The sequence below is a fragment of the Nitrobacter sp. NHB1 genome (assembly GCF_036964665.1).
Lineage (GTDB): Bacteria > Pseudomonadota > Alphaproteobacteria > Rhizobiales > Xanthobacteraceae > Nitrobacter.
In genome coordinates this window covers 1,136,081-1,149,660 of record NZ_JBAMDA010000001.1, presented here as the reverse complement: position 1 = coordinate 1,149,660, position 13,580 = coordinate 1,136,081, and the positions used below count along the sequence as shown (strand labels likewise).

Annotated in this window: 10 protein-coding genes and 1 pseudogene; 6 read left to right on the top strand and 5 right to left on the bottom strand. The window is 60.6% G+C overall.

Annotated elements, in window-relative coordinates; genetic code table 11:
* Positions 1-30: 30 nt before the first annotated feature.
* Positions 31-1,941, bottom strand: coding sequence for a SurA N-terminal domain-containing protein (locus tag V4R08_RS05390; RefSeq protein ID WP_335578402.1), 1,911 nt, complete (start codon positions 1,939-1,941; stop codon positions 31-33).
* Positions 1,942-2,211: 270 nt separating this feature from the next.
* Here V4R08_RS05390 and tpiA point away from each other — a divergent pair, with 270 nt between their 5' ends.
* The 3 genes from tpiA to pyrG all read left to right on the top strand — a co-directional run bounded on the left by tpiA (position 2,212) and on the right by pyrG (position 5,290).
* On the top strand, positions 2,212-2,964 hold the full coding sequence (gene tpiA / locus V4R08_RS05385) for a triose-phosphate isomerase (protein ID WP_335578401.1): 753 nt from the start codon (positions 2,212-2,214) through the stop codon (positions 2,962-2,964).
* 136 nt (positions 2,965-3,100) lie between these two features.
* Positions 3,101-3,493: a preprotein translocase subunit SecG gene (gene secG, locus V4R08_RS05380; RefSeq protein ID WP_335578400.1), complete on the top strand. Its 393-nt coding sequence runs from the start codon at positions 3,101-3,103 to the stop codon at positions 3,491-3,493.
* Positions 3,494-3,658: 165 nt separating this feature from the next.
* A complete protein-coding gene (gene pyrG, locus V4R08_RS05375; protein ID WP_335578399.1) occupies positions 3,659-5,290 on the top strand; it encodes a CTP synthase in 1,632 nt (543 codons plus the stop codon).
* 331 nt (positions 5,291-5,621) lie between these two features.
* Here pyrG and nirD read toward each other — a convergent pair whose 3' ends face one another.
* On the bottom strand, positions 5,622-5,951 hold the full coding sequence (gene nirD, locus V4R08_RS05370) for a nitrite reductase small subunit NirD (protein WP_335578398.1): 330 nt from the start codon (positions 5,949-5,951) through the stop codon (positions 5,622-5,624).
* A gap of 5 nt (positions 5,952-5,956) precedes the next feature.
* Positions 5,957-8,404: a nitrite reductase large subunit NirB gene (gene nirB, locus V4R08_RS05365; RefSeq protein ID WP_335578397.1), complete on the bottom strand. Its 2,448-nt coding sequence runs from the start codon at positions 8,402-8,404 to the stop codon at positions 5,957-5,959.
* Positions 8,405-8,859: 455 nt separating this feature from the next.
* On the opposite strand from nirB, the gene kdsA reads away from it, so the two are divergent.
* Positions 8,860-9,723, top strand: coding sequence for a 3-deoxy-8-phosphooctulonate synthase (gene kdsA / locus V4R08_RS05360; RefSeq protein ID WP_335578396.1), 864 nt, complete (start codon positions 8,860-8,862; stop codon positions 9,721-9,723).
* Entirely contained in the window at positions 9,720-10,931 is a 1,212-nt protein-coding gene (locus V4R08_RS05355) for an MFS transporter (protein WP_335578395.1), read from the top strand. Before kdsA ends, V4R08_RS05355 begins: the two co-directional genes overlap by 4 nt.
* Positions 10,932-10,946: 15 nt before the next feature.
* On the opposite strand, the pseudogene V4R08_RS05350 reads toward V4R08_RS05355, so the two are convergent.
* Positions 10,947-11,048: pseudogene (locus V4R08_RS05350) on the bottom strand (preQ(1) synthase); the annotation flags it as partial.
* A 310-nt stretch (positions 11,049-11,358) separates the two neighbouring features.
* Here V4R08_RS05350 and V4R08_RS05345 point away from each other — a divergent pair.
* Positions 11,359-12,936 carry an anti-phage dCTP deaminase gene (locus tag V4R08_RS05345; RefSeq protein WP_335578394.1) on the top strand — a complete coding sequence of 526 codons (1,578 nt, stop codon included), beginning with the start codon at positions 11,359-11,361 and terminating at the stop codon, positions 12,934-12,936.
* 41 nt (positions 12,937-12,977) lie between these two features.
* Here V4R08_RS05345 and queF read toward each other — a convergent pair whose 3' ends face one another.
* A complete protein-coding gene (gene queF, locus V4R08_RS05340) occupies positions 12,978-13,454 on the bottom strand; it encodes a preQ(1) synthase (protein WP_335578393.1) in 477 nt (158 codons plus the stop codon).
* Between the last annotated feature and the right edge of the window lie 126 nt (positions 13,455-13,580).

Below are 13,580 nucleotides of genomic sequence, written 5' to 3'. Positions count from 1 at the left end.
TCGGAAAATGGCGGGACGCCGTCGATCCCGTCAGTTGTTGCTGTTGGCGCCGGTGATCTGCGCCACCGCCGCCTGATTGACCGTGGTGCCGATCTCGGTTTCGAGTTTGGCAATGTACTGGCCGACGGCCTCATCCGACAGGCTGCGCTGGAGGCTGTCCTTCAGCTTTTTCATCTCATCGGAGGCAAGATCGAGCGGCGGCACTTTCACGTCGGTCACACGAAAAACGACCCATTCCTCACGGCCTGCGCCCGGCGCCTGTCCGGCTCCGTCCTTGGCGGTGCGGAAGACGGCGGCGATCACGGCGGCGGGCAGGCCGCCCGCCGTGGAGTCGCGCTTGAGAGCGCTCGCGTTCTCGACCTTGAGACCGAGGCCTGCTGCCTCGTCGGCGAGCTTGCCGCCCTGGTCGAGCTTGTGGATCATGTCCGTCGCCTTGGTCATCAGCCGGCCCGTGATCTGCTCGTCCCGCCATCCCGTCTCGACCTTGTCCTTGACCTCGTCGAGGGTGCGGTCGCGCGAGGGCGTGACGCCGAGCACGTCGAACCAGACGAAGCCGTTGTTGCCGACTTGCAGCGTCTCGTTGTCGACGCCGACGTCGCTGGCGAACGCCTGCGCGATCAGGTCGACGTGCGGCGGAATCCCCGTCACGGGTTTGCCGTCCGGCGCGCGTCCGGAGCGGTCGACGGCATCGATGGTGACCGCGGTGAGGCCGAGCTTCTTGGCGGCCTCGATCACGCTCGCGCCGCCGCCACGCTCGTCCTCCATCTTGTTGTGGAGGTCGTTGACCGCAGTGCGTGCGCGATCGACCGCGATGTCATGCTTCAGTTTCGCGGAGACGCTGTCGTAGGTCGGCTGGTTGCCGGGCTCGATCTTGCCGACCTTGACCAGTACGACACCGAACCTGCCCTGGATTGGCTGGCTGATCTCGTCGGCCTTCAGCGAGAAGGCGGCTTCGGCGACGGCGGGGTCGATGATCTCGGATTTGGAGATCGTGCCGAGGTCGACGTCGGAGGCGGCGAGATTGCGCTCTTTGGCGATGTCGTCGAACGAAGCGCCGCCGGCGATCTTGCTCCGCGCAGCCTGGGCCTCGGCGACGTTGGGGAATACGATTTGCCAGAGCTGCCGCTTTTCGGGCGTGGACAGCTTGTCCTTCTGTTGCTCGTAGGCCTTCTTCGCATCCTCGTCGGACACCGCCGTCCGTTTCGCGATCCCCTCGGGCGTCATCACGACGAACGCGATTTTGCGGAATTCGGGCGCGCGGAACTGCACCTTGTGGGCGTCGAAATAGCTCGCCAGTTGCTCCGGTGTCGGCGGATCGATGGTTCCGGCCTGGGTTACGCCGAGTTTGACATAGTCGATGGTGCGCTGCTCGTTCTGGAAATGGTTCAGCATCTCCAGCAGCGTCTTCGAGGGCTCGACGCCTGCCGCCACCGTGCCGGCGATCTCGCGGCGCAGCGTCGTATGCCGCTGCTCAGTGACGTAGCGCTGCTCGGTATACCCCATCTGGCGGATCAGGCCGGCGAAGCGCGCCGGGTCGAAGGCATCGTTGGCGCCCTTGAAATTGGGATCGCTCATGATCTGGCGCCTGATCTCGTCGTCGGATGCGTTGAGGCCCTTGCGTCGGGCGTCCTCGTCGAGCGCGGCTTCCGCGATCACCTGCTGCAAAACCTGACGGTCGAGGCCGAGGGCCCTGACCTGATCGGGGGTTAACGAACGCCCGAACTGGCGCGCGAGCTGCTGCAGCCGGTCATTGTAGATCTGGCGGAACTGCTCGGTCGAAATCTCGGTGCTGCCGATCGTGGCCAGGTTCGACTGGCCGAAACCGTGGAAGATATCCGCGATGCCCCAGATGCCGAAGGCTACGATCAGCAGGCCCATCACGATGGACATGAGGATCTTGCCGAGCCAGTTTGATGAGGCGTTGCGTATTCCTCGAAGCATGAGACCGTCTTTTGCAGGAGGGAGAAGCGGAGCGTACCTGAGCGGAAACCGCGTGAGGGCGTCACCGGGTTGATAACGCATCATAAAGTGGCAGACGCGCCGTCGCAACCTCGACGGAACGCCGCAGCGGGCACCGGAGACTGGCCCCGGCCGATAACGTCTGCTAGCAAGACCCTTCAAACTTCGGCGGCGGGATTGCTCGTGTCGAGGGGGCGAACTGTCGAAATCACACTGTCGAAATCACACAGTCGAAATCACCATGAGAGATACATGACCGGGCTGCGACCGCTGATTGCTGGAAACTGGAAGATGAACGGCCTCAAGGCTTCGGCCAGCGAACTCGGCCAGATGATCGCAGGCGCGGGCGGCCCCGCGCAAAAGGCCGATCTGCTGATCTGTCCGCCGGCGACGCTCGTGTTGGCCTTCGCGGGGGCGGTCCAGGGGTCGCCGCTGCGGATCGGCGCGCAGGATTGCCACCCTGATCCTTCCGGAGCCCATACGGGCGACACATCCGCCGAGATGCTGGCCGATTCGGGCGCCACCGCCATCATCGTCGGTCACTCCGAGCGGCGCGCCGATCACGGCGAGACCGACGCGCTTGTGCGGCAAAAGGCGGAAGCGGCGTGGCGGGCGGCGTTGATCGCCATCGTCTGCGTCGGCGAAACCCAGGACCAGCGCGATGCCGGTCAGACGCTCGAGGTGGTCGGCCGGCAGCTTGCGGGCTCGCTGCCGGATAGCGCGACTGCTGCAAATCTCGTCGTCGCCTACGAGCCGGTCTGGGCAATCGGCACTGGACGCACCCCCACACCAACAGATGTGCAGGATGTCCATGGGTTTATCCGCGATCAGCTCACACAGCGCTTTAGCGGGGAGGGGACCAGGGTCCGTATTCTCTACGGCGGCTCGGTGAAGCCGTCGAATGCCGCGGAATTGATGGCGGTTCCGAATGTGAACGGAGCGCTGGTCGGCGGCGCCAGCCTCAAGGCGACAGATTTCCTTGCGATCGCCCAGGCCGTTGCCTGACCGGTTCAATCGCGGCGGCGCGTCAGCCTGCGGGGTGGCAACGTCGCGCCTGATCGTGTAGACACCCGCCAGGTTCAAGCCCCGCAAGCCTGTGATTTCCGGCCAGCCGGCGCGCGCTTGTGATGGAAGGCCAGAGATGCAAACCGTTGTTATCGTATTCCACCTGATAATTGTTGCGACGCTGACCGTCATCGTCCTGCTGCAAAAGTCCGAAGGCGGCGGTCTCGGCATGGGCGGCGGCGCCGGGTTCATGTCGAGCCGGGGCACCGCGAACCTGCTGACCCGCACCACGGCCATCCTCGCGGCCGGCTTCTTTGCGACCAGCCTGTTCCTGTCCTGGCTTGCGGGCTACGAACATGCGCCGAGTTCAATTCTGGACAGGGCGCCGGCATCGCAGTCCCAGCCGGCGGGAGGCGCGACGCCGGTTGCTCCGCCGGCCAGCGGCGGTCTCCTCGATTCGCTGAAACAATCGGAGCAGCATCCGGCCGCGCCGGCGCCCGCGGGTCCGCAGGCGCCTCGGTCGCAATAAAGCAGGGCACCATGCAGGGACGGGGTTTCCGTCCTGCATCAGCAGCCTCAGCCAAGAGACTGCAATCGTTGGAACTTTGAAGTCACCCACAGCCCATCGGCGTTCCGGCTGACGGCTGCGATTGGTTTTGGCGAATCGACACGGGAGCCTTAAAGGTTGAGCCCCATGGCGCGGTACATTTTCATCACCGGCGGCGTGGTTTCCTCGCTCGGAAAAGGTCTGGCATCGGCGGCGCTCGGCGCGCTGTTGCAGGCGCGCGGCTATAAGGTCCGCCTTCGCAAGCTCGACCCCTATCTCAACCTCGATCCGGGAACGATGTCGCCCTACCAGCACGGCGAAGTATTCGTGACCGACGATGGCGCCGAGACCGATCTCGATCTCGGTCACTACGAGCGTTTCACCGGGCGTCCCGCGACCCGGCAGGACAACATCACCACCGGCCGCATCTATCAGGACATCCTGACCAGGGAGCGCCGCGGCGACTATCTCGGCGCCACGATCCAGGTGATTCCCCATGTCACCAACGCCATCAAGGACTTCATTCTCGACGGCAACGACGGCTACGACTTCGTGCTGTGCGAGATAGGCGGCACGGTGGGCGACATCGAGGGTCTGCCGTTCTTCGAGGCGATCCGGCAGATCAAGAACGATCTTCCGCGCGGTCATGCGGTCTACGTCCACCTGACCTTGCTGCCGTTCATCCCGAGCGCCGGCGAGTTGAAGACCAAGCCCACGCAGCATTCGGTGAAGGAACTGCGCTCGATCGGCATCCAGCCCGATATCCTGCTGTGCCGCACAGACCGTGAGATTCCGAAAGAAGAGCGCCGCAAGCTCGGGCTGTTCTGCAACGTCCGCGAAAGCGCCGTGATCGAGGCGCGCGACGCCGACAACATCTATGCCGTGCCGGAAGTCTATCACGCCGCAGGTCTCGACGACGAAGTTCTGGCAGCGTTCGGAATCGAGCCGCGCGTGCCGCCGGCGCTGCAAGGCTGGCACGAGATCAACGAGCGTGTCCGCAATCCCGAAGGCGCAGTGACGATCGCGATCGTCGGCAAGTACACCGGCATGAAGGACGCCTACAAGTCGCTGATAGAGGCGCTGTCCCATGGCGGCATCGCCAACAAGGTGAAGGTCAATCTCGACTGGATCGAGAGCGAGGTCTTCGAGAATGAAGATGCCGCGCCGTTCCTCGAACATGTCGACGGCATCCTGGTGCCGGGCGGGTTCGGCCAGCGCGGCGCCGAGGGCAAGATCAAGGCGGCGCGGTTCGCCCGCGAACGGCATGTGCCCTATTTCGGCATCTGCTTCGGGATGCAGATGGCCGTTATCGAGGCGGCCCGCAATCTGGTTGGAATCGTCGATGCCAATTCCACCGAATTCGGCCCGACCGGCGAGCCGCTGGTCGGCCTGATGACGGAATGGCTGCGCGGCAACGAACTGGAGAAGCGCTCAAAGGTCGGTGACCTCGGCGGCACCATGCGGCTTGGCGCCTATCAGGCTGTGCTCAATCGCGGCAGTCGCGTCTCCGGAATTTACGGTGGCGCGCTCGAGATTTCCGAACGGCACCGCCATCGCTATGAGGTCAACACCGCCTACAAGGACCGGCTGGAGCAGCATGGCTTGCGCTTCTCGGGCCTGTCGCCCGACGGCGTGCTGCCGGAGATCGTCGAATACGAGGATCATCCGTGGTTCATCGGGGTGCAGTACCACCCCGAACTGAAATCGCGGCCGTTCGAGCCGCATCCGCTGTTCGCCTCGTTCATCCAGGCCGCGGTGGTACAGAGCCGGCTAGTGTAATTCTAGAGCGTTTTCGAGCGAAGTGGGTACCGGTTCGCGTGAAGAAAACGCGTCAATTCAAAATCATAGAGCCTCGCTTCTGATTCCGTCAGAAGCGAAAAGGCTCTAGGGCGGGGTAAGAAAAAGTGTGTAGCGGTTGTCCGCCTGCATTCCCCATGATTTTGGATCGATTCGATCCAAAATCATCGTGATCTATAGGAGCAGAGCCGTCCGAAATTCGATGAGGGACCGGATCGGCGAGGCGCCGGTGATTCGAGCCTGCCCACGCCATAGCCGTCCGCGCAATGGAGAAGTCCTGCGGACCTGACGCCGCCCGGCAAATCGCTTCACGTCATGCGGTGCGCTTGACGAGCGCTTCCGAGGAGATGAAGAGCTTTCCGCCCTCCACCTTCAGCGCAAAAGTGCGTACCGAGCCCTCATCGGCGCCGAGAGCCGTGCCTGTTTCGAGCGAGATCACCCAGTTGTGCAACGGGCAGGTGACCTGAGCGCCATGCACGATCCCCTGGCTAAGCGGGCCTCCTTTGTGTGGGCAGCGGTCCTCGATGGCGAAGAAGCGATTCTCGACGGTGCGGAACACCGCGATCCACCCCTGAGGCGTTGCCACACAGCGTGCGCCGCGAATAGGGATATCTGCCGTCAGGCCGATAGATATCCAGTTCATGGTGCTCACTCCGCTACGACTGGGGAAACGATAGTCGCCAACGGCCGGAACTCATGCTTGTCCTTCCCCGACACGCGTTCGGACCAAGGATCGATCTGCGCGAATCTCTGGCTGAATATGAATCGCTCGAAATAAGCCTTGCGCTTCTGGTGATCCTCCAGAATCTGGCGGCGGATTTCGTCGAGGCCAACGCGCTTGGCCCACTTGTAGATGCGCTCGAGATAGCGTGCCTGCTCGCGGTACATCTGGACCAGCGCCACGATATGCTCCAGCGCCTCGTCCTCGGTTTTCAGCAGTCCAAGAACCTCCGTGCCCTTGATGTCGAGGCCCGCCGCGCCGGCGAAATGAATCTCGTAGCCTGAATCGACGCAGATCACGCCGACATCCTTGCAGGTCGCCTCGGAACAATTGCGCGGACAGCCCGAAACCGCCATCTTGACCTTGGCCGGTGTCCACGATCCCCACATGAATTTCTCGATGCGGATTCCGAGTCCCGTCGAATCCTGCGTGCCGAAGCGGCACCAGTCGGTGCCGACGCAGGTTTTCACCGTGCGCAGGCCCTTGGCATAAGCGTGTCCCGAAACGAAGCCCGCCTTGCCGAGATCGGCCCACACCGCGGGCAGGTCTTCCTTCTTGACGCCCAGCATGTCGACGCGCTGGCCGCCCGTCACCTTAACCGTGGGAATGTGGAATTTATCGACCACGTCGGCGATGGCGCGCAGTTCCTTCGCGCTGGTGACACCGCCCCACATGCGCGGCACGACCGAATAGGTGCCGTTCTTCTGAATGTTGGCATGGATGCGCTCGTTGACGAAACGCGACTGGGAATCGTCGGCATATTCGCCGGGCCAGTCGCAGACGAGATAATAGTTGAGCGCCGGCCGGCACTTCGCACAACCGCACGAGGTCTTCCACTCCAATTCCTGCATGACCGCGGGAATGGTCTTCAGGTTCTTGGCCTTGATGAGCCGGCGGACGTCATCATGACCAAACGCGGTGCAGCCGCACATCGGCTGTAGGGCACCGGGATTGTACCTGTCCCCGAGCGTCACTTTCATGAGTTGTTCGACGAGACCTGTACAGGCACCACAGGAAGCAGACGCCTTGGTGTGAGAGCGCACGTCGTCGAGCGACATCAGGCCTTTGGCAGTGATGGTCGAGACGATCTTGCTTTTGCAGACGCCGTTGCAGCCGCAGATTTCCGCATCATCCGGCAAGGCTGCAACGGCCGCCATAGGGTCGAGCGGCGCGCTCCCCTGATAGGCCTGACCGAAAATCAACATGTCGCGCATCTGCGAGACGTCGGTGCCCTTGCGCAGCATATCGAAGAACCAGGTACCGTCTGCGGTCTCCCCGTAAAGGACAGCTCCCAAAATGCGGTTTTCCTTCAGCACGAGCCTCTTGTAGACGCCCGAGCCTGCATCCCGCAGCACGATCTCTTCTCGATCAGGCGCATCGGCGAAGTCGCCCGCCGAGTAAAGGCTCACGCCGGTCACCTTCAACTGGGTTGCTGTTTCAACGGCATGGAATGTCGCTTCAACTCCTGTCAGGGTCTTCGCGGCGACCTTGGCCATATCGTAGAGCGGCGCGACGAGGCCGTAGCAGACGTTTTTATGCTCACAGCATTCGCCGATAGCGAGGATGTTGTTATCAGAGGTCAGCATTCGGTCGTCCACGACGATGCCGCGCTCAACATGGATGCCTGCATCGGTTGCGATCCGCACCTCCGGGCGGATGCCGATCGCCATTACAACGATATCGGCAGGAAAAACGGTGCCGTCATCGAGCAGCACGGCTTCGGCGCGCTCGTGGCCGAGGATCGCGATGGTCTGCGCCTTGCAATGGATTTTGATTCCGCGGCCCTCCAGTTCCTTCTGCAGCAGATAGCTGGCCGCGGCGTCCAACTGACGCTCCATCAAGTGGCTCATCAAATGCAGGACGACCACTTCCATGCCGCGCAGTCCAAGTGCCGCGGCAGCCTCCAGTCCGAGTAAACCCCCGCCGATAATGACAGCTTTGGCGTCCTTTTTTCCGGCTGCGGCCACCATCGCCTGGACATCGTCGTAGTCGCGAAATGCCATGACGCCCGGCAAGTCCCGCCCGGTAATGGGGATCATGAAGGGAGCGGATCCGGTCGCAATCACAAGCCTGTTGTAAGGAGTTTCGCCTCTCGCCGAGTGCACCATCTTCGCCATGCGATCGATGCGTGTCACCGTTTCGCCGAAGCGGCATTTGACCTGATGGTCGTCGTACCAAGCCGCATCATGCGTGACGATCTGATCGAACGACTTCTCGCCGGCCAACACTGGCGACAACATGATGCGGTTGTAATTGCCGCGCGGTTCCGCTCCGAAAAGGATGATGTCGAAACGATCTTGATTGGCCTCGAACAGATGCTCCAGCATCCTTCCGGAGGCCATACCGGCGCCTATGACAACCAGCTTTTCCTTCATATTCGCTTTGTCCGTTTAGTCCTCAGATACGCACGGCGGCAGCCCGACAAGACCTTCATCGGTTTTCAAGCAAGCCCCGTGCCAACCTTGAAATGCAGCACACTTCCGTTCGAAACACGGCTGAGATCGATTGATGGCACGAACGACACTGCAGAATTGCTCGCGACAGCAGCAGACGTGCGCCGAAAACTTGTGCAAGGCAGCGGCGACTGCTGTTGCGGAGGGCTCACGGATGTCAGGATGGTTGAGCGCCGTCGGACTAACGTCGCTCAGCCTGCCTTCTTGACGATCTTGCGGAAGACCTCGTCGATCCGCGACTGCGGCTGCTATTGAAATGCAGGGGCGCGGCGGCCGATTCCGCTGTGCCCCGCGCATTCCTTATCTTCGAAGCCGCAATAAGCGGGTTGATCCCGCCGCCGCTGCCCGGCATGGTCGGTCAGCAAAGGAATTCACCCTTGAATCAGTCCGTCTCCGCGGCGCCCGTCGTCTCCGCCGGCTCCGTCACTTTCGGTCAGGACCGGCCGCTGTCGGTCATTGCCGGTCCGTGCCAGATGGAAAGCCGGGCGCATGCACTTGAGGTGGCCAGCGCGCTGAAGGAGATCGCCGCGCGCCTGAACATCGGCCTCGTCTTCAAGACCTCGTTCGACAAGGCCAATCGCACCAGTGCGTCGGGCGAGCGGGGGCTCGGACTGAATCAGGCGCTGCCGGTGTTCGCGGAGATCGGCTCGTCGCTCGGATTGCCCGTGCTCACCGACGTACACGAGGCCGCGCAATGCGCCGAGGTCGCGCAGGCGGTCGACGTGCTGCAGATACCTGCGTTCCTGTGCCGGCAGACCGACCTGCTGCTGGCGGCGGCGGCGACGGGCAAGGTCGTCAACGTCAAGAAGGGGCAGTTCCTCGCGCCGTGGGACATGGCCAACGTCGTCAGCAAGATCACCGGCGGCGGCAACCGCAACGTGCTGGTGACTGAGCGCGGGGCGTCCTTCGGCTACAACACGCTGGTCTCCGACATGCGCGCGCTGCCGATCCTGGCGCGCACCACCGGCGCGCCTGTCATCTTCGACGCCACCCATTCGGTGCAGCAGCCGGGAGGCAAGGGCACCTCAAGCGGCGGCGAGCGCGAATTCGTGCCGGTGCTGGCGCGCGCGGCCGTTGCGGTCGGTGTCGCCGGCGTGTTCATCGAGACCCATCCCGATCCCGATCATGCACCGTCGGACGGTCCCAACATGGTGCCGCTGCGCGAGTTCGAGGCGCTGGTGCGAAGGCTGATGGCGTTCGATGCGCTGGCGAAGGCGGCCGATCCGGCCCTCCCAAAATGACATCGGTCACGTCGGCAGCGGCTGGAAAGCACAAACTGCCGCCGCTCCTGAATATTATCGCGCTGGCCACCTTCGCAGCCAGCCTGTCGACGCGCGCGATGGACCCGGTGCTGCCGCATGTCGCCGACGATCTGTCGGTGACGGTCGCAACCGCCGCCGGCCTGTCGGCGGTCACCGCTTTCTCGTTTGCCATTGTGCAGCCGCTGGTCGGCGCGGCCGCCGATATCTTCGGCAAGGGGCGGCTGATGCTGGTGTGCCTGGTGCTGCTCGGCATCGCGAACGTCGCCGGCGCGCTGTGCACGTCCTACAGTGCGCTGTTCGTGACGCGCATCTTCGCAGGAATCGCATCGGGCGGTGTTTTTCCGGTCGCGCTCGGCATGGCGAGCGATCTCGTTCCAGTGTCACAGCGGCAGGTGGCGATCGGCAGGACGATCGCGGGTACAGTGAGCGGCAATCTGCTTGGCGCCTCGTTTTCCGGCGTGATCGGCGATCTTGTCGGCTGGCGCGGTGTGCTCGTTGTGCTCGGAGTGCTGGTTCTGGCCGCCTCGATCGCCGTCGGGTCTGGATTCCGCCGCGGCAATGCGATCACGACCTCGCAGCCCATGAAGTTCATCGATCTGCGGCATGGCTACCGGCAGATCTTCAGCAATCCCAACGCCCGGGTCTGCTACTCCGCCGTTTTCATCGAAGGCTGCTGCGTGCTTGGACTGTTTCCCTACGTCGCGGCGTTTCTGTTCGAACTCGGCGAAACCCGGCTTTCGGTCGCGGGCATCGTCATCGCCGGATTTGCCGTCGGCGGGCTGTTCTACACCATGACGGTGTCGCGGTTGCTGTCGCTGCTCGGCGTACGCGGTATGATGATATCAGGCGCTATGCTGGTGGCGGCGCAGATCGTCGCGGTCGGTTTCGGTCCGGACTGGCGGATCCAGGTGCTCAGCTTCATCCTGATGGGCTGGGGCTTCTACATGCTGCACGGCTGCCTGCAGGTGTTTGCGAGCGAATTGTCCGAGCAGGCGCGGGCGACCGCGTTGTCGCTGCACTCCTTCTTCTTCTACATGGGGCAGACGGCCGGTCCGATCGCCTATGGCGTGAGCCTCGCCTGGGCCGGAAAATTTCCGACCCTTGCTGCAAACGCCGTCGTCATCGCGATTCTCGGATTCGTCTGTGCGCGGCTGCTGGTCGGGAAGGCCGGATCGCGCGGGGGTTAGAACTGCAGTTCGCGCTCAGCCTCGTCCCCGATAGGCCGGGACGCTCTGGTCGGGAATCCAGACGCCCTTCGGCACCGTGCCGGTCTGCCAGAACACGTCGATGGGAATGCCGCCGCGCGACTTCGGACTTTTAGCAAAACCTCAAATTGCAAAATCGGGTCAGCTAGTACTAATAGACGTGACAAACGACTTCAGATTCCGATTGATCTCCATGACGATCAATTTGTTGAAGGCGATCTTCGATGAATTGATCGAAAGCATCGGCTCTTACTGCTCTAGCCGATCCTGTGCCTGAACTTTGCTGCCTCTGAGTTTGGGACTGTTGTCGGGTGGGTGGCTTTCGTGACATCGACGCTACTCTTTCATCCTGGAAGCTAGCCATTTTAACGTTTCGTTAACCTAATGGGAATCTCCGAGAGATGAGCATATGTTAGAAAGAATAGAATTTCCTGAACTTTTTTTCGGTCTCGTTGCTCCGATAGGTGTTGACCTTTCTGAAACAGTCCAACCATTGAAGTCTCAATTGGAGGGATTCGGCTATGACGTCGAAGTGATCAAGGTCACTGATCTCTTTCGAGACATCGACTACTGCGATGTAAAGCTTAATGACAGACCGAGCGAGGCGCGCTTCAAAAGCTATATAGATTTTGGAAATCGCTTACGGGAGATTTCGGGTGACAAAGCTATTTGTGCCTCCCTCGTTATTGATAAAATTGCCAAGGGACGAGGACTCAAGCACTCAAAACGGCAACACCGCGAAAGCAAAGCATATATAATTCATCAATTTAAACGCAAAGAAGAGATCGATCTTTTACGCAGCGTCTATGGCAAATTGTTTTTTCAAATTTCAGTTTACTCATCGAAGGGGGAAAGAACAGATGCCTTTGCCCAACGTATCGCACGCGATCACAAAAGTACCGATCTTGACAAGTACAAGGCAGCTGCAGATCAACTTATAAAATTGGATGAAGATCAGGAAGAGGATCAAAATGGGCAACGAGTTCGCGACGTATTCCATTTAGCCGATTTCATCATCAACGTAGATATCCCGTCCACTCAATCTGAGCAACTATATAGATTCATCAAGCTTATTTTCGGTGCCACTGACCTGTCGCCGACTCCAGTTGAATATGGAATGTACATGGCCAAGGGCGCCTCGCTACGTTCGCTGGATTTGTCTCGACAAGTTGGCGCCGCCATTTTTTCAAAAAATCACGAGGTCATTTCGCTTGGTTGCAACGAAGTCCCTAAAGGCGGGGGCGGTACCTATTGGGCGGAAAATGGCGGCAATGATGCGCGTGATTTTAAGTGGGGCAATGATCCAAATGACGAAAAGAAGCGCGCGTTAATTCTCGATCTATTTGAGAGGCTAAGTGGCCAAGCTTTGATGAACGAAGAGTGTGTCGAAAAAATTGACGATATGCTCCAGCATCCTGCTGTCAAAGACTCCCAACTCATGGACATCATTGAGTTCGGACGTATTCTGCACGCAGAGATGTCCGCTCTTATGGATGCCGCTAGGCTCGGGCGAGCGGTTCAAGATGCAACATTATTCTGCACGACGTTTCCGTGTCATATTTGTGCAAAACATATAGTTGGATCAGGTATTGATACAGTCTTTTTTTTGGAGCCTTACCCAAAAAGCGCGGCGTTCGCTCTGCATCCTGACTCGATCGAGGTAGAGGGCTCTTCACGCGTTCATTATGCTAATTATCGCAAAGTCAAATTTACCCACTTTTACGGCATATCGCCACGTCGGTATCGTGACTTCTTCGAGAAATCGTTACGCAAGAACAAAATCACAGGAAAGTCCCAAGAATGGGTCGGGTCACAAAATGAACCCCGACCTATTTTGGATATTAAGGTGGCGATTTTTCTTCCCTTAGAACGTTACGTTGAAGAAGCGTTGGAAAAGAGCAAAGCGAGAGCTCTCGCGGCCCTCAGTATGGCGCACACTGTGGAAGGCGCATTAAAGGGAAGAAAAAATATCAAAAAACGCCGCTAAGAAACGGCGACTGAAGACAAGTTAAAGCGGCGGTGTGCGGCTCAGCCCCGTCCCCGATAGGCCGGGACGCTCTGGTCGGGAATCCAGACGCCCTTCGGCACCGTGCCGGTCTGCCAGAACACGTCGATGGGAATGCCGCCGCGCGGATACCAGTAACCGCCGATGCGCAGCCATTTCGGCCTGACCGCGGCGGCGATGCGCTTGCCGATCGCCACCGTGCAGTCCTCGTGAAAAGCGCCGTGATTGCGGAAACTGGCAAGATAGAGCTTGAGCGATTTCGACTCCAGCAGCCACGACCCCGGCACATAGTCGATCACGAGATGGGCAAAGTCCGGCTGACCGGTGACCGGGCACAGCGTGGTGAACTCCGGCGCCGTGAACCGCGCGACATAGTTGGTGCCCTTCTGCGGATTGGGCACGCGGTCCAGATTCGCCTTCTCCGGTGAATCCGGCCACGCCACCGCGCGGCCGAGTTGCAGAGCGGGCGTTTTTGGCGAAGAAGGAAGCTTTCTTGGCATGATCGTCTCTAAACATTTTTAAAGGGCGCGTGATCTTTTCGCCAAACCGCTCACACTTTGGCGGATCATGCTGCTGATAGCCAATCCTGATGGATACGTCACGCAGGCGTCATGATTCACGGCCTT

Bases quoted from the DNA above. Each gene is read 5' to 3' on its own strand.
- V4R08_RS05390 (WP_335578402.1), bottom strand. From the start codon at position 1,941: ATGCTTCGAGGAATACGCAACGCCTCATCAAACTGGCTCGGCAAGATC.
- tpiA (WP_335578401.1), top strand. From the start codon at position 2,212: ATGACCGGGCTGCGACCGCTGATTGCTGGAAACTGGAAGATGAACGGC.
- secG (WP_335578400.1), top strand. From the start codon at position 3,101: ATGCAAACCGTTGTTATCGTATTCCACCTGATAATTGTTGCGACGCTG.
- pyrG (WP_335578399.1), top strand. From the start codon at position 3,659: ATGGCGCGGTACATTTTCATCACCGGCGGCGTGGTTTCCTCGCTCGGA.
- nirD (WP_335578398.1), bottom strand. From the start codon at position 5,951: ATGAACTGGATATCTATCGGCCTGACGGCAGATATCCCTATTCGCGGC.
- nirB (WP_335578397.1), bottom strand. From the start codon at position 8,404: ATGAAGGAAAAGCTGGTTGTCATAGGCGCCGGTATGGCCTCCGGAAGG.
- V4R08_RS05355 (WP_335578395.1), top strand. From the start codon at position 9,720: ATGACATCGGTCACGTCGGCAGCGGCTGGAAAGCACAAACTGCCGCCG.
- V4R08_RS05345 (WP_335578394.1), top strand. From the start codon at position 11,359: ATGTTAGAAAGAATAGAATTTCCTGAACTTTTTTTCGGTCTCGTTGCT.
- queF (WP_335578393.1), bottom strand. From the start codon at position 13,454: ATGCCAAGAAAGCTTCCTTCTTCGCCAAAAACGCCCGCTCTGCAACTC.